Annotated in this window: 21 protein-coding genes and 1 pseudogene; 4 read left to right on the top strand and 18 right to left on the bottom strand. The window is 64.1% G+C overall.

Features of this window, described 5'->3' with window-relative positions:
- Positions 1 to 125: 125 nt before the first annotated feature.
- The 12 genes from pcaF to paaA all read right to left on the bottom strand — a co-directional run bounded on the left by pcaF (position 126) and on the right by paaA (position 12,247).
- Complete coding sequence (gene pcaF, locus AC3WUM_RS21515; RefSeq protein ID WP_322266451.1) at positions 126 to 1,331, bottom strand: 3-oxoadipyl-CoA thiolase; 1,206 nt, start codon at positions 1,329 to 1,331, stop codon at positions 126 to 128.
- 25 nt (positions 1,332 to 1,356) lie between these two features.
- The gene (gene paaK / locus AC3WUM_RS21520; RefSeq protein WP_322266452.1) at positions 1,357 to 2,700 is read right to left on the bottom strand and encodes a phenylacetate--CoA ligase PaaK; all 1,344 of its coding nucleotides are present in this window, start codon (positions 2,698 to 2,700) and stop codon (positions 1,357 to 1,359) included.
- A gap of 108 nt (positions 2,701 to 2,808) precedes the next feature.
- Positions 2,809 to 3,273, bottom strand: coding sequence for a hydroxyphenylacetyl-CoA thioesterase PaaI (gene paaI, locus AC3WUM_RS21525; protein ID WP_322266453.1), 465 nt, complete (start codon positions 3,271 to 3,273; stop codon positions 2,809 to 2,811).
- 38 nt (positions 3,274 to 3,311) lie between these two features.
- Positions 3,312 to 4,856 (bottom strand): 3-hydroxyacyl-CoA dehydrogenase, encoded by a 1,545-nt coding sequence (locus AC3WUM_RS21530; RefSeq protein ID WP_416187303.1) that lies wholly within the window; start codon positions 4,854 to 4,856, stop codon positions 3,312 to 3,314.
- Positions 4,853 to 5,644: a 2-(1,2-epoxy-1,2-dihydrophenyl)acetyl-CoA isomerase PaaG gene (gene paaG, locus AC3WUM_RS21535; protein WP_322266455.1), complete on the bottom strand. Its 792-nt coding sequence runs from the start codon at positions 5,642 to 5,644 to the stop codon at positions 4,853 to 4,855. Before paaG ends, AC3WUM_RS21530 begins: the two co-directional genes overlap by 4 nt.
- Positions 5,641 to 7,680 carry a phenylacetic acid degradation bifunctional protein PaaZ gene (gene paaZ, locus AC3WUM_RS21540; RefSeq protein WP_322266456.1) on the bottom strand — a complete coding sequence of 680 codons (2,040 nt, stop codon included), beginning with the start codon at positions 7,678 to 7,680 and terminating at the stop codon, positions 5,641 to 5,643. Before paaZ ends, paaG begins: the two co-directional genes overlap by 4 nt.
- 26 nt (positions 7,681 to 7,706) lie before the next feature.
- Positions 7,707 to 8,483: an enoyl-CoA hydratase-related protein gene (locus tag AC3WUM_RS21545; protein ID WP_322266457.1), complete on the bottom strand. Its 777-nt coding sequence runs from the start codon at positions 8,481 to 8,483 to the stop codon at positions 7,707 to 7,709.
- Complete coding sequence (gene paaE, locus AC3WUM_RS21550) at positions 8,484 to 9,560, bottom strand: 1,2-phenylacetyl-CoA epoxidase subunit PaaE (protein ID WP_322266458.1); 1,077 nt, start codon at positions 9,558 to 9,560, stop codon at positions 8,484 to 8,486.
- A gap of 14 nt (positions 9,561 to 9,574) precedes the next feature.
- Positions 9,575 to 10,114: a 1,2-phenylacetyl-CoA epoxidase subunit PaaD gene (paaD, locus tag AC3WUM_RS21555; RefSeq protein ID WP_322266459.1), complete on the bottom strand. Its 540-nt coding sequence runs from the start codon at positions 10,112 to 10,114 to the stop codon at positions 9,575 to 9,577.
- A 6-nt stretch (positions 10,115 to 10,120) separates the two neighbouring features.
- Positions 10,121 to 10,924, bottom strand: coding sequence for a 1,2-phenylacetyl-CoA epoxidase subunit PaaC (paaC, locus tag AC3WUM_RS21560; protein WP_322266526.1), 804 nt, complete (start codon positions 10,922 to 10,924; stop codon positions 10,121 to 10,123).
- Positions 10,924 to 11,214, bottom strand: coding sequence for a 1,2-phenylacetyl-CoA epoxidase subunit PaaB (gene paaB, locus AC3WUM_RS21565; protein ID WP_322266460.1), 291 nt, complete (start codon positions 11,212 to 11,214; stop codon positions 10,924 to 10,926). The genes paaC and paaB overlap by 1 nt, the downstream gene beginning before the upstream one ends.
- 37 nt (positions 11,215 to 11,251) lie before the next feature.
- Entirely contained in the window at positions 11,252 to 12,247 is a 996-nt protein-coding gene (paaA, locus tag AC3WUM_RS21570; RefSeq protein ID WP_322266461.1) for a 1,2-phenylacetyl-CoA epoxidase subunit PaaA, read from the bottom strand.
- Between the two features lie 152 nt (positions 12,248 to 12,399).
- Here paaA and paaX point away from each other — a divergent pair, with 152 nt between their 5' ends.
- Together paaX and AC3WUM_RS21580 are read left to right on the top strand one after the other, a co-directional pair.
- The gene (gene paaX, locus AC3WUM_RS21575; RefSeq protein ID WP_322266462.1) at positions 12,400 to 13,332 is read left to right on the top strand and encodes a phenylacetic acid degradation operon negative regulatory protein PaaX; all 933 of its coding nucleotides are present in this window, start codon (positions 12,400 to 12,402) and stop codon (positions 13,330 to 13,332) included.
- Between the two features lie 22 nt (positions 13,333 to 13,354).
- Positions 13,355 to 15,748: an efflux RND transporter permease subunit gene (locus AC3WUM_RS21580; protein ID WP_492412944.1), complete on the top strand. Its 2,394-nt coding sequence runs from the start codon at positions 13,355 to 13,357 to the stop codon at positions 15,746 to 15,748.
- Here the strand turns inward: AC3WUM_RS21580 and AC3WUM_RS21585 are convergent.
- The 4 genes from AC3WUM_RS21585 to AC3WUM_RS21600 form a co-directional block, all read right to left on the bottom strand.
- Positions 15,745 to 16,707 carry a hypothetical protein gene (locus AC3WUM_RS21585; RefSeq protein WP_322266464.1) on the bottom strand — a complete coding sequence of 321 codons (963 nt, stop codon included), beginning with the start codon at positions 16,705 to 16,707 and terminating at the stop codon, positions 15,745 to 15,747. The genes AC3WUM_RS21580 and AC3WUM_RS21585 overlap by 4 nt on opposite strands.
- Before the next feature lie 37 nt (positions 16,708 to 16,744).
- On the bottom strand, positions 16,745 to 17,665 hold the full coding sequence (locus AC3WUM_RS21590; RefSeq protein ID WP_492412946.1) for a formylglycine-generating enzyme family protein: 921 nt from the start codon (positions 17,663 to 17,665) through the stop codon (positions 16,745 to 16,747).
- Positions 17,662 to 18,144 carry a TonB C-terminal domain-containing protein gene (locus AC3WUM_RS21595; protein WP_492412947.1) on the bottom strand — a complete coding sequence of 161 codons (483 nt, stop codon included), beginning with the start codon at positions 18,142 to 18,144 and terminating at the stop codon, positions 17,662 to 17,664. Before AC3WUM_RS21595 ends, AC3WUM_RS21590 begins: the two co-directional genes overlap by 4 nt.
- 210 nt (positions 18,145 to 18,354) lie before the next feature.
- A complete protein-coding gene (locus AC3WUM_RS21600) occupies positions 18,355 to 19,683 on the bottom strand; it encodes an OmpA family protein (protein ID WP_322266467.1) in 1,329 nt (442 codons plus the stop codon).
- Between the two features lie 188 nt (positions 19,684 to 19,871).
- Between AC3WUM_RS21600 and AC3WUM_RS21605 the strand changes: the two genes are divergently transcribed.
- Complete coding sequence (locus AC3WUM_RS21605; RefSeq protein ID WP_322266468.1) at positions 19,872 to 20,699, top strand: hypothetical protein; 828 nt, start codon at positions 19,872 to 19,874, stop codon at positions 20,697 to 20,699.
- Positions 20,700 to 21,212: 513 nt separating this feature from the next.
- Positions 21,213 to 21,430: pseudogene (locus tag AC3WUM_RS21610) on the top strand (transposase); the annotation flags it as partial.
- Positions 21,431 to 21,578: 148 nt separating this feature from the next.
- Here the strand turns inward: AC3WUM_RS21610 and AC3WUM_RS21615 are convergent.
- Complete coding sequence (locus AC3WUM_RS21615) at positions 21,579 to 23,798, bottom strand: heavy metal translocating P-type ATPase (RefSeq protein ID WP_322266469.1); 2,220 nt, start codon at positions 23,796 to 23,798, stop codon at positions 21,579 to 21,581.
- Positions 23,795 to 26,947, bottom strand: a complete 3,153-nt coding sequence (locus AC3WUM_RS21620) for an efflux RND transporter permease subunit (protein ID WP_492412949.1) — start codon at positions 26,945 to 26,947, stop codon at positions 23,795 to 23,797. The genes AC3WUM_RS21615 and AC3WUM_RS21620 overlap by 4 nt, the downstream gene beginning before the upstream one ends.
- Positions 26,948 to 26,973 lie beyond the last annotated feature (26 nt).

A 26,973-nucleotide genomic window follows, 5' to 3' on the forward strand; every position in this document is an offset into this window, starting at 1 on the left:
GGCGTTCTCCTCCGCCCATTCGTCGTGCAGCCGCTTCGAGATTACGAAGTGCGTCCGCACTGCCGCTCGGCTGCCAGTGCAAGATGCCTCGCCGTGCGTGCAAGGCATTCTTCACAGCCGTTCGCTCAGAGACGCTCGATGATCAGCGCGAGTCCCTGGCCGACGCCGATGCACATCGTGCAAAGGCCGTAGCGTCCATTGCTGCGCTCGAGCTGGGCGACCGCGGCACCGACCAGGCGAGCACCGGATGCACCGAGCGGATGGCCGATCGCGATGGCGCCGCCGTTGGGATTCACCTGCGGCGCATCGTCCGGCAAGCCCAGCGCGCGCGTCACCGCGAGCCCCTGGGCGGCGAATGCCTCGTTGAGCTCGATGACGTCGAGCTGGCCGACCGAGAGTCCTGCTTTCGCGAGTGCCTTCTTCGTCGCAGGAGCTGGAGCGAAGCCCATGATGCGGGGCTCGATGCCGACCGCGGCACTGGCGACGATGCGGGCTCGCGGGCGCAGGTTGTTCTTCCTGAGCGCCGCTTCCGAAGCCAGCAGCACCGCACTGGCGCCGTCATTGACGGGCGAGGCGTTGCCGGCGGTGACCGTTCCATCCGGGCGCACGACGCCCTTGAGCCTGGCAAGCGCTTCCAGCGTGGTTTCCGGGCGCGGCGGCTCGTCTCTCGACAGCACGCGCGGATCGCCCTTCTTCTGCCGCACCGACACCGGCGTGAGCTCGTTCTCGAACACGCCTTGTGCAAGCGCCTGCGCATAGCGCTGCTGGCTGCGAAGGGCGAACGCATCCTGGTCCGCGCGCGCGATCTTGAACTCGGCGGCGACGTTCTCGGCCGTCTCCGGCATCGAGTCGATGCCGTACTGCGCCTTGATTAGCGGGTTCACGAAGCGCCAGCCGATCGTGGTGTCTTCGATCCTGGCCACTCGGGAGAACGCCGAATCGGCCTTGCCCATCACGAACGGCGCGCGGCTCATGCTCTCGACGCCGCCGGCGATCACCAGATCGACGTCGCCGGCACGAATGCCGCGCGCCGCCATGATCACCGCATCTAGGCTCGAACCGCACAGGCGATTGATCGTGGTGCCCGGAACGTTATGCGACAGCCCCGACAGCAATACCGCCATGCGCGCGACGTTGCGGTTGTCTTCGCCGGCCTGGTTCGCGCAGCCGTAGATCACGTCGTCGAGGCTCTCCCAATCGACGCCCGCATTACGCGCGAGCAACGCGCGGATCGGAATGGCGCCCAGATCGTCGGGCCGCACATCCGCGAGCGCGCCGCCGTAACGGCCAAAAGGAGTTCGCACGGTGTCGCAGATGAAGGCTTCCGACATGATCCTGATCCTTGCTGTTTCTAAATTAGGCGGCGGCGGTTGCCGGCGCTTCCTTCGGACGCCTGTCGATCACGTGCCTGGCCTTGCCGGCCGAACGTTCGAGCGTCTGCGGAGGGTTGATGTCGACCTTCACGCTGATGCCGACGTAGGTCTTGACGAGGTGTTGCAGCTTGCCGCACAGGTTCTTCGACCCATCGACGCCGATCTCGCGCGCGGCATCGCACAGCTCGACGCTGACCTTCACTTCGTCGAGATGACCGTTGCGGCTGACTTCGATCAGATAGTGCGGCGCGAACTCCGGGCAGCGCAGGATCAGTTCCTCGATCTGCGTCGGGAACACGTTCACGCCGCGAATGATCAGCATGTCGTCGGAACGGCCGGTGATCTTGCCCATGCGGCGCATCGAGCGCGACGTCGGCGGCAACAGGCGCGTGAGATCGCGCGTGCGATAGCGAATCACCGGCAGCGCTTCCTTCGTCAGCGAAGTGAACACGAGTTCGCCTTCGGAACCGTCCGGCAGCACTTCGCCGGTGACCGGGTCGATGATTTCGGGATAGAAGTGATCCTCCCAGATCACCGGGCCATCCTTGCTTTCGACGCACTCGCTCGCCACGCCAGGGCCCATGACTTCCGACAAGCCGTAGATGTCCACCGCGTCGATGCCGGCGCGCTGCTCGATCTCCTGGCGCATCGCATTGGTCCACGGCTCGGCGCCGAAGATGCCCACGCGCAGGCTGCTCGCAGCCGGATCGAGCCCCTGGCGCTGGAACTCCTCGATGATGTTGAGCATGTACGAGGGCGTGACCATGATGATGTTCGGCTTGAAGTCGCCGATCAGCTGCACCTGTTTCTCGGTCTGCCCACCCGACATCGGCACCACGGTGCAGCCCGCGCGCTCGGCACCGTAATGCGCACCGAGTCCGCCGGTGAACAGGCCGTAGCCGTATGCGATGTGGACCGTGTCGCCCGGACCGCCACCGGCGGCACGGATGCTGCGCGCAACCACCTCGGCCCAGTTGTCGATGTCGTTCGCGGTGTAGCCGACCACGGTCGGCTTGCCCGTCGTTCCGCTCGAAGCGTGCAGACGCACGATGCGATCCTTCGGAACGGCGAACAGGCCGAACGGGTAGTTGTCGCGCAGATCCTTCTTGGTCATGAACGGGAACTTGGAGAGATCCGACAGGCTCTTCAAATCATCCGGCGAAACGCCCACAGCGTCGAAGCTGCGGCGATAGTGCTCGACGTTGTCGTAGGCGTGACGCAGCGACCATTGAAGCCGGCGCAGCTGCAGCGCAGCGATCTCGTCACGGCTTGCGGTTTCGATACGATCGATCTCGCGCTTGCGAGGGATTTCCAGTGCACCCAGCATGATTCCTCCTCCCGTCCGAATGCCTCTTGGGCTCGGTTAGAACTTTCGCCCGGCTGCGTCACCACCGCTTGGCGCGGCGTGCACGCAGCTCGCTATGCGTGCATTCCGCTAGTTCGCAACCGTTCCGGTTTCGAGCGGAATGACTTCGCCCTTGATGCGGTGCGAACGGCCACGGAACAGCGCCACCAGTTCGCCTGCGTCGTTCGTCACCGTGACGTCGTAGACGCCCGTGCGCCCAGGCAGGGCGCGCTCTTGCGCAACGGCAGTGAGCAGTTGTCCGGCCATCGCAGGACGCAGATAGTCGATCGAGCAGCCGGCGGCGACGGTGGCCTCGTTACGGCTGTTGCAGGCGAACGCGAATGCGCTGTCCGCCAGGCTGAAGATGAATCCGCCATGGCAAGTCAGATGGCCGTTGAGCATTTCCGGCTTGACCTTCATGGTGACGGTCGCCTGCCCTGCGGCGGCCTTCGATATCTGCATGCCGAGATGGTTCGATGCGGCGTCCCGCTCCATCATCGCACCGACGACGATCTCCGCTAGGCGACGTCCTTCGGGGTTCTCTTGCTGCTGCATGGCTCTCCTCTTTATTTTTTGACGAATTCTTTTGGGTCTCACGCCGGCTCTGCTGCGGCCTTGAATCTCGATTGCCTCAGCCGCGGCGATGCTCGATAGCGTGGCTCGCGGTAAAACTCGAACAGGTGATCGAGCACTGCGAGTACGCGTTGCGGCCCGATGGATTGGGCCCATTCGAGCGGGCCTTTCGGATACGCCACGCCGGCACGCATCGCGATGTCGACGTCCTGTGCCGAGCAGACCTGCTGATGCACCGCGTCGTTGGCTTCGTTCGCGAGCATCGCGACGATGCGCATGACGGCCAGGCCCGGCGTATCGCTCAAGCGAGACACGGTCAGCCCTGCGCCCTGCAGCAGGCCCAGAAGCTTTTCGTACGCGCCGTCGGCGCATTGGTCAGCTTTTGCGATCGCGACTCGCGTCGCCGATTCCGGCGCCAGCATCAGGTCGACGACGACGCAGTTCGGCAGCTGCACGTCCCCGGCGAGTGCCGAAGCGGTTCGCCCGTCGGTGACGAACAGGAAGGCATCGCCGACCGCCGCAATCGCGTTCGCCGGCCCTTCGCCGGCCATCCGCTCGAAGGCGACAGCGTGCTCATCCAGGCGCTTCGCGAGCGCCGAGCCGGTCGGCGATCCGGTCCAGACGATCGCGCCGGAAGGAACTGCCGCGTCAGGCTCGTGATCTGCAACTTGTGTCGGCGCACCTTCGCGATAGTCATAGAAGCCCCGACCGCTCTTGCGGCCGAAAAAGCCCGCCTGCACGAGGTCGAGCTGGAGCAGCGAAGGCTGGAATCTCGGGTCGCCGTAGAACGCATCGAACACCGAGCGCGTGACCGCGTAGTTCACGTCATGGCCGATCATGTCCATGAGTTCGAACGGGCCCATGCGGAAACCGCCCGCTTCTCTCATCACCGCATCGATCGTGGCGCAACCCGCAGCGCCTTCCTGCAGCAGTCGAAGGCCCTCTGCGTAATAAGGGCGCGCAACGCGGTTGACGATGAAGCCCGGCGTCGAACGCGCATGCACCGGCTTCTTGCCCCAGGCCAGCGACAGCGCATAGATCTGCTCCGCAACGGCCGCAGCCGTCGCAACGCCCGAAACCACTTCGACGAGCGGCATCAGCGGCGCCGGATTGAAGAAGTGCATGCCGACCAAGCGCTCAGGCCGCTTCAAGCCGGTGCCGATGGCGGTCACCGAGATCGACGAGGTATTGGTCGCCAGGATCGCGCCGTCGCCGACCATCGCTTCGAGCTTGCCGAACAGCTCTTGCTTGACCTTCAGATCCTCGACGATCGCCTCGACCACGAGCTCGCATCCGCCCAGGTCTTCGAGCGCGGAGGCCGCTCCGAGCCGGGACATGATCTGCTCGAACGCCTCGGGCTCGAGCCGGCCTTTGTCGACCACGCGGCGCAAGGTCGAGCGGATGCCGTCGACGGCGTGCTCGGCCGCACCGGCGCGTGCGTCGTACAGCAGCACGCGATGCCCAGCCGTCGCCGCGACCTGGGCGATGCCCGAGCCCATCGCACCGGCACCGACGACGGCGACGCCGACTCTCGGGGCGTTCGCTGCATTGGACGCCACGGTCATTCCCCGACGAACCGCGGCGGCCGCTTTTCCAGAAACGCCGCGACGCCCTCGGCGTAATCACGGCTGTAGCCGAGTTCGCGCATGGCATCCCGCTCCAGCACGAGCTCTTCTTCCAGCGTCGTCGAGAAGCTGCCATTGATGAGCTGCTTGGTGCGCGCCAGACCGAGCGTCGGTGCCTGTGCGAAGTGGCGCAGCAGCGACTCGGCTTCATCCTGCAGCTTGTCGTCGTCGACGACTTTCCAGATCAGCCCGATGTCCTGCGCCTGTTCGGCCGGGACCTTGTCGCCGAGCATCGCCAAGCCCATCGCACGGGCACGGCCCACCAGGCGCGGCAGGAAGTGCGTGCCGCCGGTATCCGGAATCAGGCCGAGCTTGCAGAACGGCTGGATGAAGCTGGCCGAGCGTGCCGCGATCACGATGTCGCAGGCGTAGGCGAGATTGGCGCCCGCGCCCGCCGCGACGCCGTTCACCGCGCATACGACCGGCAACGGCAGCGCCTTCAATGCGAGCACGAGCGGCGCATACCAGCGCTCGACCGACTCGCCGAGATCGACCGCGGCTCCGCCCGGTGCGACGGCTCGATCACCGAGATCCTGCCCGGCGCAGAAGCCACGGCCGGCACCCGTCAGCAGCAGCACGCGCACGCTGCGATCGGCTTTGACCTTGTCGAGAGCTTCACGCACTTCCTGATGCATCGCCACCGTGAAGCTGTTGAGCTTGTCGGGGCGATTGAGCGTCAGCCGGGCGATGCCCGCTTCGATGGAGAATCGAATGTTCTCGTAGCTCATACGGTCTCCACCCTGGGCGCCTTTTCCACCATCGTCAGCACGTCGTACTGCGCGACGACCTTGTCGTCCTGATTGGTGACCACGGCGTCCCAGCGCACTTCGCCGTAGTTCTCGGTGATGCGCGGGTTCTTCTGCTTGCAGGTCAGCACGACCTTGAGTTCGTCTCCGGGTAACACCGGGGTCAGGAAGCGCAGGTTGTCGACGCCGTAGTTGGCGAGCACCGGGCCCGGGTTCGGCTCGACGAACAGGCCCGCCGCGATCGACACGATGTAGTAGCCGTGCGCCACGCGTCCGCCGAAGAACGGATTGGCCTTGGCGGCGGCTTCGTCCATGTGCGCGTAGAAGGTATCGCCGGTGAAGTGGGCGAAGTGCTCGATCTCTTCGAGCGTCACCTTGTGCGAGCCCGTCTTCACGCAATCGCCGAGCTGGAGTTCGTCGAGGTTCTTGCGGAACGGATGCACGCCCTCAACGCGGTTCGCGCCCGTGATCCAGCGATCGGTGATGCGGCTCAGCGTCTCGGGCGAACCCTGCAGCGCGGTGCGCTGCATGTAGTGCATCACGCCGCGAATGCCGCCCATCTCTTCGCCGCCACCGGCACGACCCGGACCGCCGTGCACGAGCACCGGCAGCGGCGAACCGTGGCCGGTCGATTCCTTGGCGCTGTCGCGATTCAGGATCAGCAGGCGGCCGTGATAGGCCGCTGCGCCCAGCACGACTTCACGGGCGAAATCGTTGTCGTAGGTGACCAGCGAACCGACGAGGCTGCCTTCGCCGCGACGCGCCAGGTCGATCGCGTCTTCCGCGGTCTCGTACGGCATCAGCGTGGCGACGGGACCGAAGGCTTCGACCTCGTGCACGACGGCATGCTGCTTCGGCTCCGCGCAACGCAGCAGGATCGGCGGCAGGAACGCGCCGATTGCGGCATCACCGCCGGTGACGGAGAAATTTTCGAGATCGCCGTAGACGATCTCCGCGCCCTGCTGCAGCTCGCGGACGCGAGCACGCACTTCATCGCGCTGCGCAAGGCTCGCCAGCGCACCCATGGTGACGCCTTCGACGGAAGGATCGCCGAGCACGACCTTCGACAGGCGCTTGCTCAAGGCCTCGGTGACCGTCTCGATCAGCGGCCTGGGCACGAACACGCGGCGGATGCAGGTGCACTTCTGGCCGGCCTTGCTCGTGAGTTCGCGCGCCACTTCCTTGATGAAGATCTCGAACTCGGGCTGGTCCGGTGTCGCGTCCGGGCCGAGCATCGAGAAGTTCAGCGAATCGGCTTCCATGGTGAAGCGAACCGAGTTGCGCAGGATCACCGGATGCGACTTGAGCTTGCGCCCGGTCGAAGCCGAGCCGGTGAAAGTCACGACGTCCTGCGATTCCAGATGCTCGAACAGATCGCCCACGCTGCCGCAGATCAGCTGCAGCGAGCCTTCCGGAAAGATTCCGGAGCCGATCATGTCGCGGAACATCAGCTCGGTGAGATACGAGGTCTGGCTCGCCGGCTTGACGATGGCCGGAACCCCGGCCAACAAATTCACCGCAAGCTTTTCGAGCATGCCCCAGCAAGGGAAATTGAATGCGTTGATGTGGACGGCGACACCTTGCAACGGCGTGCGAATGTGCTGGCCGACGAAGCTTCCGTTGCGCGAGACGATCTCGGGATTGCCGTCGATGATGAAGCTCGCGTTCGGCAGCTCCTTGCGACCTTTGCTCGAGAACGCGAACAGCGTGGCGATGCCGCCTTCGATATCGACCCAGGAGTCCGCGCGCGTTGCCCCGGTGGCTTTCGAAAGCTCGTAGTAGGTTTCCTTGCGCTCTGCCAGATACTGCGCAAGCGCCTTGAGCTTGAGTGCGCGTTCGTGGAACGTGAGCTTGCGCAAGGCCGGACTTCCGACCTTGCGGCCGTGCGCGAGCATCGCGGCAAAGTCGATGCCTTTGCTCGAAACCGTCGCCACCGGAGCACCGGTGATCGCATGACGAACCGTCTCTCCGCCTTCACCACTGCGCCACTGGCCGGCCGCATAACTCTGCAATTGCATGTGATTCTCCTGGTCTTCGGTCGAGCTCAGCAGCTCTTGAACTGGGGTTTGCGCTTTTCGAGAAACGCAGTCATGCCTTCGCGCCGGTCATCGAGCGCGAAAGTGGATTCGAACGCGGCCTGCTCGAACGCGAGGCCTTCGGACAACGAGGTTTCGAACGCCTGATCGACGGCCTGCCGAGCCAGGCGCACCACCGGCGGCGACAGCTCGGCGATCGCGGCCGCCACTTTCAGCGCCTCGCCGACGAGATCCGCGAGCGGCACGATGCGCGAGACCAGCCCGCAGCGCTCGGCTTCGGCGGCATCGATCATCCGTCCGGTCAGCACCATCTCCATCGCCTTGCTCTTGCCGACGAGGCGGGTCAGCCGCTGCGTGCCGCCGGCGCCCGGAATGGTGCCGAGCTTGATCTCGGGCTGGCCGAAGCGGGCGTTGTCCGCCGCGAGAATGAAGTCGCACATCATCGCGAGCTCGCACCCCGCTCCGAGTGCGAAGCCGGCGACGGCCGCGATGATCGGCGTCTTGCCGATGCGCAGCTGATCCCAGGCGCCGCGCAGCTCGGTCGACGCCGCAACCTCCTTCGGCCCCCAAGTCGCCAACGTCTTGACGTCGGCGCCCGCGGCGAACGCCTTCTCATCGCCGGTGACGACGGCCGCTCCGATTCGCTCGTCCGCCTCGATCTCGACGAGCGCGCGGCGCAGCTCTTCGCGCAGCGGCAGCGAAAGCGCATTGAGCGCCTCCGGCCGGCGCAGGCGGATCAGCGCGACCTTGCCGATGGTTTCGAGCGAGAGCAGTTCGTAAATCACTCAGCTCTCCTGATCGAAGTCGAGGACGAGTTCGTCGGTGATCGGGTAGCTCTGGCAGGTCAGGATGAAGCCACGCGCGACTTCGTAGTCTTCCAGGGCGAAGTTGACGTCCATGTCGACTTCGCCCTTGGTCATCTTGCATCGGCAGGTCGAGCAGACGCCGCCCTTGCACGAATACGGCAGCTCGACGCCTTGTTCCAGCGCCGCATCGAGAATGGTTTCCCTGTTCTTCTCGATATGAAGCTCACGCGTTCTTCCGTCCTGGATCAGCGTGATCTTGCATTGCTGCGTGCCCTTGGCCGTGATCGCCGATGCTTTTCTCGGCAGCTTCGGCATCGCGCTCGCGAACAGCTCCATCTTGATCGAGGGCTTCGGAACGCCATGCGCCATCAGGCTTTCGGAGACCGCTTCCATCATCGACTGCGGGCCGCAGATGTAGGCGACGTCGATGCCCGCCGGATCGATCCAGCGATCGAGCAGCTCGTCGCACTTCCGGCGATCGATGCGGCCGTTGAACAGCTCGATGTCCTGCGATTCGCGGCTCAGCACGTAGACCAGGTTGAACCGGGTCATGTACCGGTCCTTCAGGTTCGCGAGTTCTTCCTTGAAGATCACGCTCGACGAGGCGCGGTTTCCGTAGAACAGCGTGAACCGGCTGTTCGGCTCTTCCTTGAGCGTGGCCTTGATGATCGACAGCACCGGCGTGATGCCGCTGCCCGATGCAAACGCCACGTGGTGCCGCTCCGTCTCGGGCGCGAGCGGCACATTGAAGTGGCCCGACGGCTCCATGCACTCGATCACGTGACCGGGCTGCAGCTCGCGGTTCGCCCAGGTCGAGAACAAGCCGTCTTCGACTCGCTTGATCGCGATGCGCAACGTGTTCTCGTACGGAGCGGAGCAGATCGAGTACGAGCGCCGGATCTCCTCGCCCTCGAACTTCGACTTGAGCACCAGGTGCTGGCCTTGCACGAAGTGGAAGTGCTCCCGGTTTTCCTCGGGCACGTCGAAGGTGACGACGACCGCGTCGCGGGTCTCGGGCTTGCAGCTGGCGACCCGCAGATGATGAAACTTGCTCATGGATTGTTGAACGCCTAGTGGCATTTGAAATAGTCGAAGGGCTCGAGGCAATCGAGGCACCGATACAGCGACTTGCACGGCGTCGAGCCGAACTGGCTGGTCAGCTGCGTGTGTTTCGAACCGCATCGCGGACAGGCGATCTGCAGAGGCTTTTCGCGAGAAGCGCGAAGCCGGCTGATGTCGACGATGCGCTCGTTGGCAGCGAGTCCAACCGGCGGGGCTATGCCGTACTCACGCAGTTTTTCGCGCGCCTGCGGCCTCAGCCAATCCGTGGTCCAGGCCGGCGCGAGCTGAATCCGCACCCGAACATCGCGCACGCCGTGATCGTGCAATGCCTTGCTGATGTCGTCCGAGATCACCTCCGTCGCCGGGCAACCGGAATACGTCGGCGTCACCGTCACCAGGCATTCGTCGGTTTCGCGTCCACTCCACTGCACGTCGCGGACGATGCCCAGATCGAGCACCGACAGCACCGGAATCTCCGGATCAGGAACCGATTCGAGCCAGGCCCAGACCTGACGCACCGCCGGCTCGCTTGCCGTCTCGGAGGACATCGCGCACTACCATGCGGCGCCAGGATGGGCGCGGTGCAGGACCTGCATTTCGGCGAGCAGATAGCTCAAGGCCTCGGTGTGCCGCCCCTGCTTGCCGCCCTTGTGCATCCAGGCTTCGGCCGGCGGCATCCTGAGGGTCGCTTCGTCGAGCACGGACTGGACGTACGACAGCCAGTCCGCACGCAGGCGCGCCGGATCGAAACCGATGTTCGATTCGGCGGCCGCGGCGTCGATGGCATCGGCAGTGAACATCTCGCCCGTATAGGGCCAGAGATCATCGACCGCGGACTGCATCATCGAGCGGCTGGTCGGCGTGCCGTCGCCGAGTCGAACCACCAGATCGCTGGTCCTGCGCAGGTGGTAGCGAACTTCCTTGGCCGCTTTCTGGGCGATCGCGGCGATGCGCTCATCCGACGACGAGACGAGCTTCTGCAGCGCCAGGTGATGCCAGGCGTCGAAGAAGAACTGGCGAACCAGCGTGTCGGCATAGTTGCCGTTGGGACGCTCGGCCAGCAGCAGGTTGGTGAACTGCTCGGGCGCGCGCAGATAGGCGAGATCGTCTTCGTCACGATCCGCGCCTTCGATTTCACCGGCAACCGTCAGCCACTGGCGCGCCTGGCCGAGCAGATCGAGCGCGGTGTTGGCGAGCGCCATGTCCTCTTCGAGGGCCGGGCCTTTTCCGCACCATTCGGAAAGGCGGTGGCTCAGGATCAGCGCGTTGTCGCCGAGCCTCAGCACGTAGCGAAATGTGTTGTCGGTCATAGTCTCCTCCGGCGCGCCGGCTGCTTCTGCCGTGCGCGGATGCGCGATTACATGTGCTTGACTTCTTCCGGCATCGGAAAGAACGTCGGGTGGCGATACACCTTGTTCGCAGCGGGCTCGAACAGGGCTTCGCGGTCGGTCGGATCGTTGGCGACGATGTCGTTCGATCGAACGACCCACAGGCTCACGCCTTCATTGCGGCGCGTGTAGACGTCACGCGCGTTGTTGATCGCCATCTCGGCGTCGGCGGCGTGCAGGCTGCCCACGTGCTTGTGCGCCAACCCGTGCTGGCTCCGGATGAAAATCTCCCAGAGCGGCCATTCTTTCCTGGTCTTCATGCTTGTCAGCCGTTGCTCTCGAACTCGCGTGAGGTGATCAGGCCGCAACGCCGGCGGCCTGCTGAATTTTCTTTTCGGAGTGCGCGATCAGCGCTTCGCGGAACCAGGCGCCGTCCTCATGCGCCTTGACGCGGGTCTTGAGCCGATCGCGATTGCAGGGGCCATTGCCCTTGACCACGTTGTAGAACTCTTCCCAGTCGATCTTTCCGAAGTCGTAGTGGCCGCGCTCGGCGTTCCATTTCAGATCCGGATCGGGAACCGTGAGACCCAGGTACTCGGCCTGCGGGACCGACTGGTCGACCATCTTCTGGCGCAGTTCGTCGTTGCTGAAGAGCTTGATGCCCCACTGCGCAGACTGCGCGCTATTGACCGACTCTGCGTCGCTCGGGCCGAACATCATCAGCGAGGGCCACCACCAGCGATCGAGCGCGTCCTGCGCCATCGCCTTCTGCTCGGGCGTGCCCTTGGCGAGCGCGATCATGATGTCGTAGCCCTGGCGCTGGTGGAACGACTCTTCCTTGCATACCCGCACCATGGCGCGTGCATAAGGGCCGTAGGAACAACGACAGAGCGGCACCTGGTTGATGATCGCCGAGCCGTCGACCAGCCAGCCGATCGCGCCCATGTCGGCCCAGGTCAGCGTCGGGTAGTTGAAGATGCTCGAATACTTGGCCTTGCCCGAATGCAGGTCGTCGACCATCTGGTCGCGCGAGACGCCGAGCGTTTCGGCGGCGCTGTACAGATAGAGCCCGTGTCCGGCTTCATCCTGGACTTTCGCCAGCAGGATCGCCTTGCGCTTCAGCGAGGGCGCGCGCGTGATCCAGTTGCCCTCCGGCAGCTGGCCGACGATCTCCGAATGGGCGTGCTGGCTGATCTGCCGGATCAGCGTCCGGCGATAAGCCTCGGGCATCCAGTCCTTGGCCTCGATCTTCACCCCGCGATCGATGCGCTCCTGAAACTCGCGATCTTCGGGACCGAGGTCTTCGAGATTCCGTACCCGGCTCAATCCGGTATCGACCAACTGTGCGTACATGGCTTGGCTCCTTCTGCTCGACCAGTGCCCGAGACGATATGATACGGATTATAAAGTGTCAACGATAATTCTGTAGTAGATTTGTTTTCAGACACACTACAACCCCATAGCGGCCGTTAACATGCTCGGAAGATTCGCAACGCAGGTAGGGAATGGCCGTCAAATACAAATCGATCGACGACTGGATCAAGCGCTATCTCAAGGAGGAGGAGCCGCGCTCCAAGTCGCTCATCGTGTCGGTGTTCGGCGACTCGATCGCCCCGTGCGCGAGCGGCGTCTGGCTCGGCGAACTCATCGAGCTGATGGAACCGTTCGACGTCAACGAGCGGCTGGTAAGGACCAGCAGTTTTCGCCTGATCGAGGAAGGCTGGCTCGAATCGATACGCGACGGCAGACGCAGCCGCTATGCGCTCACGTCGCTAGGCAAGCGCCGCTTCGCGCACGCCTACCGGCGCATCTACACGCCGCCGCCGAGCAATTGGGACGGGCGCTGGACGCTGGTCATGCTGACCAAGGCCGGCGTGGGCGCACCCGAGCGGTCCGAGCTCAGAAAGGAGCTCGAGTGGGAGGGCTTCGGTATGATCGCGCCAGGCATCTTCGTGCATCCGAGTGCCGACGTTCGCATGCTGGCCGAGATTCTCGACCAGCTCGAACTGCGCGAACGCACCATGGTGCTCAGCGTGGCCGATCTCAGCGAACTGTCGGCGCGGCCGATCGCGGAACTGGCCTCCGAATGCTGGAACCTCGAATCGGTGGCGCTCGAGTATCGCGAGTTCCTCAAGCGATTCGAGCCCGCCACCGGCTTGCTGACGTCCAAACAAGCCTCGCCCGAAATCTGCTTCGTCGTGCAGACCTTGCTGATTCACTCGTTCCGCCGCGTCAGCCTGCACGACCCTCGCCTGCCCGACAGCGTGCTGCCCGCGGACTGGCCGGGGCATGCCGCCTACGAGGTGTGCCGCGAGATTTATCGAAGCACGTTTCCTGGAGCGCAGGAGTTCGTCGTCACCAAACTCTCGGAGGTTTCCGAGCAGCCGGAACTGAGTCGGGACGTGCTGGCCCGCTTCGGAGGCTTCGCGCCGGTCTGATCCCGCATCGGCATTCGGGCCGATGCCTCGCAACGAGACGCGTGGTGATCGCATGCCGTCGCTGAGCGCGCGCGTCGCGCGCCGGGTGGTGGCGCATCCGGCGCTGCTCTATCTGCTGTTCGGCCTGATCACCGCATTCTTCGCCGCCGGCCTGCCGCGCGTCGTGCTCGAAACCGTGTTCTCCGACCTGCTGCCGCAGGATGATCCGTTCGTGCAGGTGTACCGGGATCATCCGAACTTCGGCAATCCGCTGACCGTTGCCGTGATGGTCCGGCGCAGCGACGGCGGCGATCTCTACAACACTGAGACGCTGGCGAAAGTGTGGCAGCTGACTCGGGACATCGACCTGATCACGGGCGTCGATCACGATCAGATCCTGTCGATCACCACCGAGCGCGCCCGGACCTCCGAGGCCACGCCGCTCGGCATCGACATGCGGCCGCTGATGGGCGGCCATCCGCCGCGAAGCGCCGAGGAACTGGCCGCGTTCCGGCTCCGCGTCGATCAGGCGCCGAAGGTGCGCGATTTCCTGATCTCGCGCGACGACAAGGCCACGCTGATCACGGCGACGCTGCTCGAACGCGGCACCGACTACGGCACCGTTTTTCGCGCCGTGCAGATGCTTGCCGATCAGGCGCGCGATGCCCATCACGAAATCTTCGTCGCCGGGCAGCCGATCCTGATCGGCTGGGTCTATCACTACGAAAGCCAGATGATCGCCATCTTCGCGGTCACGCTGGCTGCGCTGCTGATCGCCCTGGCGCTCTACACGCGCAACTGGGTCGGCATCCTGACGCCCATCGTCACCTCGAGCGTGGCCGCGATCTGGGCCTTCGGACTCGTCGGCTGGCTCGACATTTCGATCGAGCCCTTGCTGATGGTGGTGCCGCTGCTGCTGACCGCACGCAGCTTCTCCCACAGCGTCCAGTTCACCGAGCGCTTCTACGAGATCTATGCCGAACTCGGCGATCGGCGCAAGGCGGCGGAGCAAACGCTGACGGTCATGGCCGGCCCGTCGCTGCTCGGCATTCTGACCGACGTGCTCGGCATCATCGTCGTCTGCGCAGCGCCGATTCCGGCGATGGTGCGGCACGCGATCTTCTGCGGCATGTGGGCGGTCTGGCTGATTCCGACCGGCATCGTGCTGATCACCGTGCTGCTCTGCACCTTGCCGGCGCCGAAGAATGTCGAACGACTCGTTCGCCGCTCGACATCGAATGCACAACCGTTACACGAGCGAGTGCTCGGCTCCATCGCCAGGCTCACGCACGGCCGCCTCGCCCCTGCCTCGACGGTCGTCCTGGTGATCTTTTCGGCCGCCGCGATCTACACCGCCCACCAGATTCGCATCGGCAATCCGGTCGAAGGCAGCAACCTGCTCTGGGACGATTCGGCCTTCAACGTCGCGGTCAGAGCCATCAACGCGCACTTCCCGGGCGTCAACACGCTCGAACTGGTGCTGGAGGCGAAGAACCCGAAAAGTGAAGAATGGACCGCGCAGCAGGTCGACACCGTGCAAACCATGCGAACCCTGCAACGTTCGCTCGAAGCCGATGCGTTCCCGCCGCGGGCGACGCTGTCGTTCGCCGATTACCTGAGTGAGTCGAACCGCCTCTTCAACGGCGGCCATCCCGCCTGGTCGCCGCTGGACCCGCGTGCGAGCGCGATGGGAGCGGCCACCGTCGGTGCCTTGATGGGCGCGAGCGCCAAGAGCTACGGACACGTCGTCGATAGCGGGCTGCAGAACGCGACCGTCTCGCTGTGGTACGCCAACAACCGGCAGGAAACCGTCGATGCGGCGCTCGCATCGGCACGCAAGGCGATCGCAGCGGTCGGCGAACAGCACGAGAGTTTCCGCATCCGGCTCGGCACCGGCACGATCGCGCTGCAGGAGGCAGTCAATCGTGTGATCGAGCGGTATCACTTCGTGGTGATCGCGGCCGTCAACCTGTTCGTTTTCCTGCTCGCGAGCTTCGCTTATCGCTCGTTCGTCGCCGGCCTGTTGTTGCTGGTGCCGGTGAACCTGTCGAACGAGGCGCTCATCGCCGCGATGCATCTGCTCGGCGTCGGCCTCGACATCAACGCGATGATCGTCGCGGCGATCGGAGTCGGCGTCGGCATCGATTACGGAATCTATCTGCTGTCCCGAATCCGCGAAGAGCTGCATGCGAACAGTGGCGATTGGGCCGCGGCGATCACGGCGGCGTTGCACACCACCGGCAAGGCGATCCTGTTCACCGCCACCATCATGATGCTCGGGATATTGCCCTGGTACGTGATGTCGGACCTCAAGTTCGTCGCCGACATGGGCTTGCTGCTCATCGCGATCATGGGCATCAACATGCTGCTGTCGCTGATCGTGTTGCCCTTGCTGATCTGGTGGGTACGGCCGGGTTTTGCATTGCGCGGCGCCTAACGCTGGGCAGGCTCGGCGAAGGACCAGCTGAGCCGCACCTTGGCGGTGCCATCGAACAGCCCGAGCACGGTCGAGTTTCCATCCAGCGGCTGCGTCAGCTTGAGCACCGCCTCCTGGCTTCCGCTCGGCCTGTTCTTGCTCAAGGTATCGCCGACCCAGCGCATCAGCTCGTAGGGCGGCGGCAGATCCGATTCCCTCCGGTCGAGACCGCGGCCGGTCTTTCGCGTCGACGTTCCTCGCGGAGACGGCAGATAGGCATTCTCGACGTACATCGTGCCGGAACCCGTATCGAGCGTGATCGTATAGCGCCGGCACAGCGAGGCTTTCTCCTCGGCTGAGCCTTCGGTATTCGCAACCCAGTCCATCTCGAAAGGCTGCAACTTCTTGCGAGCGTGATCGAAGGCCTGTTCGCCGGCGAAGTGCGCCGTGTAGTTCAACCTCAGCTGGTTGCGGCAACCGGCAAAGCCGGTGAAGTAAAGCCACTTCCCACCCGGCGCTTCGAACGATTTCATGAACTGCTCGATTTGCGCCGGGGTGTTGTCCTGCAGCGCCGCGATCGCCGAAAACCGTTGCGGACTCGCGCTCGGGCAATCGACGCCGGGCAGACAGCTACCGCCAGCCTTCAACGATTCCGCACTGATCTCGGGCATGAGCGCGTTGCCAGACGGAAGACGCCCGCCGTTCTCCCGCTTGAGTTCGAGCAGCCCCTGGTAGGTGTAGAACTCGGACTTGATGCGCGAGCGCTTGTCGAGATCGGGGTCGAGCAGGTTCTGCGCGTAGAGACGACCATCCGAATGCAGCTGCGTCGTCAGCTCGTACCGCTGCTGGCTGCTGGCTTTGCTCCATTGCAGCTCGTTTTTCCAGGCCTGCGTGGCATCGACCGAGACGTTCAATTTCAGCTGCCGCTGCAGCGGAGCGGGCGACGCACCGTCGTGCATGCCCAGCAGCATTCCGCACATCAGCCACTTCTCTATCGCGCGCACCGCATTCTCCCGTTCATCGAGATGGCATATCGCGAGCGACGCGAAAGCCGAGACCTTCGCTGCGCGCATTGGGCGGATCGCCATCGCGATTGGTGACACGCAGCGTGGTCGCCGGATTGCCCCAGCCACCACCACGGTTGACGCGTTTGCGGCAATTGGCATCCGTCCAGGCCCGGCCGTCCGCCGGGGCGTTCGTGTAATCGCTGTGCCAGCAGTCGCCCACCCATTCCCAGACGTTGCCGAGCATGTCGTGCAGGCCCCAGGCATTCGGCGGAAACCGGCCCACGGGGGCCGCTTTCGCATGGCCGTCGTCGCAGTCCGACTGCCAATACCACTGCGGGTTTTCGCGATGTCCGGATCGGTCGAAACCATTGGCATGCGCGCAGACGCCATCGAGGCTGTTCCCCCAGGTGTATTGCGTCACCGTTCCCGCACGTGCTGCGTATTCCCATTCGGCTTCGCTCGGCAGCCGATAGCGCTGGCCGCTGCGCTGCGAGAGCCACGCCACGTAGTCCTGCACCTGTTCCCAGGTGACGTTTTCAATGGGCGCCGCCGTCAAGCTCGATCCGTCGGACCTGGCAGCCTTGCAGGCGCCTGCACGCTCGCATGCGAGCCATTGCTCGCGCGTGGTTTCGAACCTGGCGAGCGCGAACGCTGCAAGCCTGACTTCGTGCACCGGGGATTCGTATGCCGAGCCCACGCCGATCGCATCGCCCATCTGGAACCGGCCGGCAGGCAGCTCGATCATGATCGGCGAGTCCTTGCAGTCCCTGAAAGATTCCAGGGCTCCGCCCGTTCCGGATCCGATCGTTTGCCGTTCGCATCGATCCGTGTCCGGAGACGACTTGCCGACGATCTCGGCGGCGAATGCGGACGCAGAGAGCGAAGTCGCCAGCACGATGAGCACCCACAGCGGTTCGCACACAAACCTCACGGCGTGAATTCCACGTCGATGTGACCTTCCGCGCGCGCGCCGGCAGGGATCGGAAGCGGCTGCGACTTCCAGACCGCTTTCTCGATCGAGCTGGACAGCTGCTGATCGGTGCAGCTTGGAGCCGTCGCCACCGCGGTCACCACGCCGCCGCGCCGATAGGTGATCCTCAGCCTGCAGCGAACACGCATCGCCGCGTTGGGCGGCGGCAGCCAGTTCGCCCGAAGCCTGGACAGCAGCGACTCCGTCAGCTCTTCGGCTTCGGCAGCGGCACGCGCAATCGGCACCGGCGACGCAGCCGCGCGCTGCTGGGGCCCGGCCTCGGATTGCTGTCGTGCAAACGCGATCGCGCTCGGTTTCAGCGATTGCGAATCGATGGGTGGAGGCGTCGACCTCAAAAGCCGGTCGACATCGGCTGTCGATATCGACGGCGGGAGTATCTCGCCTTGCTGCAGTTCAGCAGACAACACCAGCGTGATCACGCTCTCCTTTGGCGGAGGAAGCATGGCTACGATCGGCATCAGGTGGCCCCATGCGAGTGCGCACGACAGATGGATCGCAAGCGCCCCGAACGCGCCGATCAGGCGCGTCGAATCGTCTCCACCGAGTGGTACCGGCATATCGGTTTCAGCAGGCCGCGGGCGGCGGAGCTCTCTCATCGAACAGGCTCCGCGCCCGGCCTGTGCCGACGCTTATTCGGCCGGCTGCTCTGCCGTCGCTTCTTCCGCCTCGGGCTCGAGCTCCACCGCCGCTTCCGATGCCGTGGCCCCGGCAGGCTGTCCATCGCCCGCGTCGATCACCTTGAGCTCGACGCGGCGATTGAGCTCGCGACCTTCATCAGTCTCGTTGTCGGCGATCGGCTGGGTTTCACCGAAGCCCTGGGACGTCATGCGCGACGGATCGATGCCGCGCTCGCCCAGGTAAGCCTTCACGGCGTCGGCGCGCCCTTCCGACAACTGCTGGTTGTAGCTGTCCGAGCCCCGCGAGTCGGTGTGTCCATCGACCTCGACCTTGATGTCGCCCCGCGCGTTGAGCTCATCGGCGACTTCGTCGAGGATGCTCCTGGCGTCCGGCGTCAGCGTGGCCTTGTTGAATTCGAACGTCACGCCGCGCAGCACGAGGGTGTCGCCGACCTTGCAGCCATCCAGGCTGATGCGCTGGCCGGGCTTCGGCGCTTCGCAAGCAGCGGTCGTTTCCGAAACCGGGGCTGGCGCGGCTTCTTCCGGAACATCCGAAGCGATCGGCTCCACCACGTTGACGGGTTCTTCAGCCTGCGGGGTTTCTTCGTGCCTGGCCTCGGGCTTGCCATCGAAATAGTAGCGCACGCTCAGCAGCGCCTCGTCGGCCTGGTAGCGGAACTTGAACTTCGATGCACTGCCGCTATCGCCGAGCAGATCGAACTTGCCCTTGTCGGTCTCGAAACGACGATAGTCGAGAGAGACGGCCCAGTTCGCGCCGATGTCGACCGTCAGACCGCCGCCATACTGATAAGCGAGGACTCCGTCGTGCTTGCTCAAGAAATCGGCGTTGTTGTAACCGGCATCGCGCAATGAAAGCTGCGCATAACCTGCACCGCCGCCGATGTACGGATGAATCCAGCTGCTCTTGAACAGATCGAACCACAGGTTCGCCATCGCGCTGTTGACGATCTCGCGCCCATGGACGTTGGTCGCAGCGCCACCCTGATTGCCGAACAATCCGGCCGGCGGTTGCACGAGGCTATCGAGATCGTTGCGCCGACGATCGAAGACCAGCTCCGTGCGCAGTCCGCTCGAAAACGCGTAACCACCGCCGAGCCCGCCGATCCAGCCGTCATCGAGCTCGACCTTCGCGAAATGGCCATCGCGGTTGACCAGGGTCTCATTGGCGAAGTCGATCTTGAAATTCTGCGACTCGGCGAACGTCGCGCCTGCGTTGGCACTCAGATACCAGCCATCACTTGCGACCGCCGCCGACGACGTAGTGCCTATTGCGACCAAAAAGCCTAGCTGTGCACCTATCGCCTTCTTTCCCTTGGACACGTGTCTCTCTCCTCTCCACATGGAAATACCTGTCCCGCCGAACTGGCGCGGACGGATCGATATGTATCTCTATTTCGTTATGATACATTTAAGTTGTGTTGTTGTTTAATATCGTATCAAAATAGATTCAAGGCGCAACTGCACCGGGCTCCAGCCGCTCGGGCACGCATCAACGAGGAGAGATTCGAATGGAGCAGTCCATCAGTTCGGGCGAGACGACGCGCTTCAAAGGCGCGCTGATGATCTTGGGCGCCGTTGCGGTCGGCGTCGGCAGTGGAGTCGGACTCAACTTCTTCCTGCCAGACCGGGCAGACCCGCTGTCGCGCACCGAGCGAACGCAGCACGAGGAACGAGCTGAGGCGCAAACCTCCTCGCCGGAAGCCGCCGCGACGGCCTCCGCACCCGAGCCCGCTGCCGCAGAACCTTCACCGGCGCCGGAAGCTGATGTCGCTGACGACTCCAGCTCGCCTGCATCGACCGAAGATTTCGCCTCGAGCGAACCGTATGCCGAACAAGCACTATCGACCGGCGAGAGCGAGCCCGGCGAGCAAGTGGCTTCGGACTACGGCTCATCCGAAGCGGAATCGACCGCAGAAGCGAGTGATACGCCTGCCGCCCATCATCAGGAGCGCCCCGCAGCGCCCGCTCGCGTTGCAAGCCGGACGGATCGCCCGGCTCCACCACCGGCCGCGCAAGTACTGCGCCCCTGGTGGAATGCGACATCCTCCGATCCGTTCGGCGTGCAATACGTCGGGCAAGTCGAAGGCCAACGTGCGGTGGCCGTTCTGTTTTCTCACGACGTCGGCAACCCTGGCGAACTCGGAAACGCGCTCAAGCTGGTCGACGAATCCGGCCAGGCGGTTGCAGGCGGCTGGAAGGCCGGCAATAACCCACGCCTGATCGTGCACTCCAATCTGAAGCCTGGACGTTACACGCTGGCCATCGACGGACAGCTCGCCAGCGCCTCAGGTCAGAGCCTCAGAACACCATTGCGCGGCCCTGTCTACATTCAGTGACGCGCTGATCCGTGCCTCGATCTCGACGCTTGCACGGCCTGCCAATTCAACTGCACTGAGCGCGAAGCCTCGCCGCATCGAACGATTTAATCTGGAGTCGACACGGTGGAATCTCCTCCTCCTCCACCGTTCGTCGCTCACCAAGGCTATTGGCGGACTTCGGTCCGCCATCTTTTTGCCTAGAAATGCTTGAATTTGGCATAAGGCACCCTGATGTGAATTCACGCAGAACTAAGCAGGCATAGGGCGCTCTGATCACGTAAAACTTGAGCAGGCGCCAGACTCCTCTTTAAGACGATCGAAGGGGGATGCCTAGAGTGCTATGCGTGGGGACGATTGGCAAGATTCGGCCAACTGCTGCACGGCAAGGAAGAAGTGGTCTATGCCGACGCGGGTTATACCTGCACAGACAAGCGGATTGTCCGCAAGAACCTGCAATGGAAGACCGCGGCACGCCGCGGCCGAATTCAGGCCATGCCAGAAGGCCGAAAGAAATAGGCTGCCGAGAAGGCGGAGAAAGCCAAGGCCTGCATTCGTGCTTTTGTCGAGCATCCCTTTCGGGTAATCAAGCGGCAGTTTGGCTACCAGAAGGTCCGCTTCAAGGGCTGGCGAAGAATACGGCACAGATCATCACGCTGTTTGCGCTATCGAATCTATGGATGATGCGTAAGCGGCTCCTGCCGGCCTCAGCGACATTGCGCCCGCGATTCGCCCATGGGGCGGCAAGGTAGCTGAGAAATGCGGCCAATCGGCGATTTCGTGCCGCTCGATGACGCCGAACGTGCAATGCAGCTCAATCCAGTATCGACTGCCTACGGATCGCTGCCATCGCGAGACTTATTCAGAGTCTCCCTAAGCATAAGCGCGCCATCAGGCAGGTCACGGTCGCCGATCTGCGCCTCCGCCTGGTGCTTGGCCTGGCGAAACGAGCAGACGTGATCGTGCTCCCGACGCTCTCAGCAAGCGAAGCCCGTTGCCGACCACCAGGAGACTTGCGCCCATGTCGGCAAAGACGGCCATCCACATCGAGGCGTTTCCGAAGACAGCCAGCACCAAGAATAGAGCCTTGATGCCCAGCGCCAGGGAGATGTTTTGCCAGAGCACTGCGTGGGTCTTGCGCGACAGGCGGATGGTGAATGGGATGCTGCGCGGATCGTCGTTCATGATCACGACATCGGCCGCTTCCATCGCCGTATCCGTTCCCATGCCGCCCATGGCGATGCCGATATCGGCTTTGGCAAGTGCCGGCGCGTCGTTGATGCCGTCGCCGGTCATCGCCGTCGGCCCGTATTTGGCAGCCAGCGATTCAATCGCCTGCAGCTTGTTCTCGGGCAGCAGGTCGCCGTAGGCATCCTCGATGCCGGCTTGGTCGGCAATCGTGCGCGCCGTCGCCGGGTTGTCGCCAGTGAGCATGACGGGCACTATCCCCAACGATTTCAAGTCCGATACCGCTGTGCGCGATGTCTCCTTGATCGTGTCGGCGACGGCGAAGAGCGCCAGCACGCCAGCCTCCGACACCAGCAGCGTGACGGTACGCCCCTGCTGCTCCTCGACGGCCAGCCGGGCTTCGAGTTCCCGGCTGCACTGCTTGCGCTCCTCGATGAGACGGTGATTCCCGAGCGCGTAAGAACGGCCATCTACCATTCCCTCGACGCCTCGTCCCAACAAGGCCTTGAAACCCGTCACCGCAACGCCTTCGCGCTTCAGCCCTTCGGCAATGGCCTTGGAAACCGGATGGTCCGAGCGGCCGGCAAGGCTGGTGGCCATCAGTGCGATCAAGTCCTTTGGCACGTCGGCGGCCAGCGATTCGAAGACAACCAGGCGAGGTTTGCCTTCCGTGATCGTGCCGGTCTTGTCGAGTGCGATGGCCTTGAGCTTGCGCGCCTCTTCGAGATACGTGCCGCCCTTGATGAGGACGCCGCGTCTGGCGGCGGCGGCCAGCGCACTAACCACCGTGACCGGGGTCGAGATCACCAATGCGCAGGGACAGGCGATCACGAGCAGCACCAGCGCCTTGTAGATCGCCTGCATCCACGTCCAGCCGGCGAGCCAGGGCGTGAGCAGAGCCACCGCCAGGGCCAGTACGAACACGCCCGGCGTGTACACCGCGGCGAAGCGGTCCACGAAGCGCTGTGTCGGCGCACGCGAGCCCTGCGCCGCCTCGACCGCGTGAATGATGCGAGCCAGCGTCGTGTCATTGGCGCCAGCAGTGACGCGGATTTCCAGTTCGGCCGCCTGGTTGATCGTGCCCGCGAAAACGGAATCGCCTAGGGTCTTGTCGACTGGGATGCTCTCGCCGGTGACAGGTGCCTGGTCGATGGCACTGGTGCCGGCGGTGACGACGCCGTCGAGCGGCACGCGCTCACCTGGGCGAATGCGCACAACCGCCTCCAGCGATACGTCGGTGGCTGCAGTGGCTTTCCAGCTGCCATCGGGCTGGTGCACATCGGCCTGTGCGGGCGCGAGTGCCATCAGGCTCTTGACGGCGTTGCGTGCGCGATCGAGCGAACGGGCTTCGATCAGCTCGGCAATGGCATAGAGCGCCATGACCATCGCCGCCTCGGACCACTGCTTGATCAGGAAGGCACCGGTCACGGCCACGGTCATCAGCGCCGTGATGTTGAGGCGGCCATGACGCAGCGAGTTGAACCCCTTTTTGTAGGTCTCCAGTCCCGACAGCCAGATCGCAGCGACCGCCAGTACTATCTCGCCTGCGGCCACCGCGGTGCTTTCGCCGCCCAGAAACGACAGCAGCTCTGCTGCGGTGGCCAAGGCGAGTGCCAGCAGCAGGCGCCAGAGTCCACCTGACACGCCCTGCAAATCGTGCAGGTCGGCCTCCTCGGCCGAGGCTTCAGCGTCCGGCGTTAGCGGTTGCGGCTCGAAGCCGGCGCCACGAATCGCCGACACCGCCTCCTTCACCACGACTTCCGGGGCGGTGATCGCGAGCGTTCGTGCACCGAGCTGAAAACTCAGCGACTCGATGCCGGCCACCGGTTCCAGCGTGCGCCGGATTTCTGATTCCTCAGAAGCGCAGTCCATGGTCGGGATGCGGAACTGCGAAGTGCGCGTGACACGGCGCGTCGAGGTCGAGGCGTTCATGCGGAGAACTCCGTGGGGCTGGCGAGCGGCGTGACACTGACGAAAGGCGGCTTGGGACGCTCCCTCCGGCTCATGCGGAACAAGCCCGGCAGAACCAGGAGCGTCAGCATGGTGGACGACATGATGCCGCCGATCACCACCGTGGCCAACGGCCGCTGCACTTCGGCGCCAGTGCCGCTGTTCAGGGCCATCGGAATGAAGCCCAGACTGGCAACCAGCGCCGTCATCAGCACCGGCCGCAAGCGCGTGAGCGCACCTTCGATGATCGCGTCCTCCAATGGCTTGCCCTGGTCCAGCAAGCTGCGAATGAAGCTCACCATCACCAGGCCGTTGAGAACTGCGACGCCGGACAGGGCAATGAAACCGACGCCAGCGCTGATCGACAGTGGGATGTCGCGCAGCCACAGTGCCAGCACGCCGCCGGTGAGCGCCAACGGCACACCCGAGAAGATCACCAGCGCATCGCGAAGATTTCCGAAAGCCAGTATCAGCAGGCCCAGGATCAGCGCCAGTGTTACCGGCACTACGATCGCCAGGCGCTGGCTGGCCGACTCCAGTTGTTCGAACGTGCCACCGTAGTCGATCCAGTAGCCGGATGGCAGCGAGACGCTCTCGATCACCGTCTGCGCATCGGCAACGAAGCTGCCGAGATCACGGCCCCGCACATTGGCCGTCACCACGATCCGCCGTTTTCCATCCTCGCGGCTGATCTGGTTCGGTCCCGGCGCAATGACCAGATCGGCGACCTCACCCAAGGGCACGGTACCGCCGCCCGGCAGGCTGACCGGTAGACGCTCGAGATTTCGCAAGTCGTTCCGCTGGGCCTCTGCCAATCGGACGACGATGTCGTAGCGGGCATCACCCTCGAACACTTCGCCCACCTCGCGACCACCCAACGCCGTCGAAACCACCGACTGCAGATCGGCCAGCGCGACGCCGTAGCGCGCCAGGGCCTCTCGCTTGGGCAGGACCGACAGCACCGGCAGGCCGGAAACCTGCTCGACCTTCACATCTTCGGCTCCCGTGACACCGCGCACGGCGCCAGCCAACTGATTGCCGGATCTGAGCAGCACGTCGAGGTCGTCACCGTAGAGCTTTACGGCAAAGTCCGAACGCACGCCCGAGATCAGCTCGTTGAACCGCAGCTGGATCGGCTGACTCAGCTCGTAGGCGTTGCCCGGCAGCTGTTCCAGTGCTTCCTGTATCTCGGCTTCGAGATCGGCCTTGGACTTCTTCGGATCAGGCCATTGATCGTGTGGCTTGAGCATGACGTAGCCGTCCGAGACGTTCTGCGGCATCGGATCGGTGGCCACCTCGGCCGTGCCGGTCCGCGCGAAGGCCGTGAGCACTTCCGGAAACTGCAACAGGCGCTGTTCGATCTGCTTCTGGAACTCGACGGATTGCGTCAAGCCCGTGGCCGGAATGCGCAGCGCCTGCACGGCGAGGTCGCCTTCATTCAAGTTGGGCACGAACTCACTGCCCATGCGGCTGGCGATCAAGCCGCAGGCAAGCACCAGCACCACGGCCCCGGCGACGAAAGCCCACCGCGCCTTGAGGGCGAAGCGCAGCAGCGGCGCATAACCGCGACGCGCCCAGTCCAGCGCGATGTTGTGCTTCTCGCGCACAGGCCCGCGGAACAGCAAGGCCACGCCGGCCGGCACGAAGGTAACCGACAGCAGTAGTGCGGCTGCCAGCGCCATCACTACCGTCTGCGCCATGGGATGAAACATCTTGCCCTCGACGCCTTGCAGGGCAAAGATTGGCAGGTACACCGCGGTGATGATGAAGACGCCGAACAGGCTCGGCCGGATGACTTCGGTCGTGGCGCTGTACACCGTTTCGAATCGCTCGCGCAGGTTGAGCGTGTGTGCCTGGCCACTGTCCGACAATCGCCGCAGGCAGTTCTCCACGATGATTACGGCGCCATCGACGATCAGGCCGAAATCGAGCGCCCCCAGGCTCATCAGGTTGGCCGACACGCCAGTCTCGACCATGCCCGTGATCGTCATCAGCATCGCGATCGGAATCACCGCTGCGGTCAGCAGTGCCGCTCGCAGGTTGCCGAGTAAGAGGAACAGCACCACGACGACCAGCAGCGCGCCTTCGAGCAGATTCTTCTGCACGGTGGCGATCGCTTTGTCGACGAGTACGGTGCGGTCGTAAGCCGGAACGGCTTTCACGCCAGATGGCAATGAAGTGTTGATCTTGTCGAGCTGTTGAGCGACAGCCTTGGCGACGGTGCGACTGTTGGCGCCCACCAGCATGACCGCAGTGCCGAGCACCGTTTCATGCCCGTCTCGCGTGGCTGCGCCGATACGCAGTTCCTTGCCCAGCGCCACCTCGGCGAGGTCCCCGACAGTGATCGGCAGGCCATCGCGCGTGGAGATCACGATGCGCCGCAGGTCGTCCAGGCCGGTGACCTGACCTGGGATGCGCACCAGCAGCTGCTCCTTGTTGCGCTCCAGATAGCCAGCACCTTGATTGGCGTTGTTGCGCTCGAGGGCCTCGGCGACCTGACCCATAGTGATACCGTAGGCGAGCAGTCGGCCGGGATCAGGCAGCACGTGAAACTGCTTGGCATAGCCGCCGATGCTGTTGACCTCGGTGACGCCCGGCACCTGTAGCAGCTGGGGCCGAATCACCCAGTCCTGCAACGAGCGCAGCGCCATCGCGTCATACGGCTTGCCATCCGCTTGGCGTGCTTTGGCATCGGCCTCTACGGTGTAGAGGAAAATCTCGCCAAGGCCAGTCGCGATCGGGCCCATCGCCGGTTCGACGCCTTCGGGCAGCCGGCTTCGGGCTTGCTGCAGCCGCTCGTTGACGAGGTTGCGAGCGAAGTACAGGTCGGTTCCATCGTCGAAGACAACCGTCACCTGCGAAAGTCCGTAGCGCGACAGCGAACGACGGTAGTCGAGGCCGGGCAAGCCGGTGATCGCGGTTTCGATCGGCACCGTGATGCGCTGTTCGACTTCGAGCGGCGTGTAGCCTGGCGCCTGGGTGTTGATTTGCACCTGGACATTGGTGATGTCGGGAACCGCATCGATCGGCAGGCGCTGGTAATTCCAGACACCCAGCGCGATCAGCGCTAGCATCGACGCCATGATGATGCCGCGCCGATGGATCGAAAATTGAAGGAGCTTCTCAAGCACTGCAGTGCCCTCCGGCAAATGCGGTA

Source organism: Hydrocarboniphaga sp. FW305-C-57 (assembly GCF_058783045.1).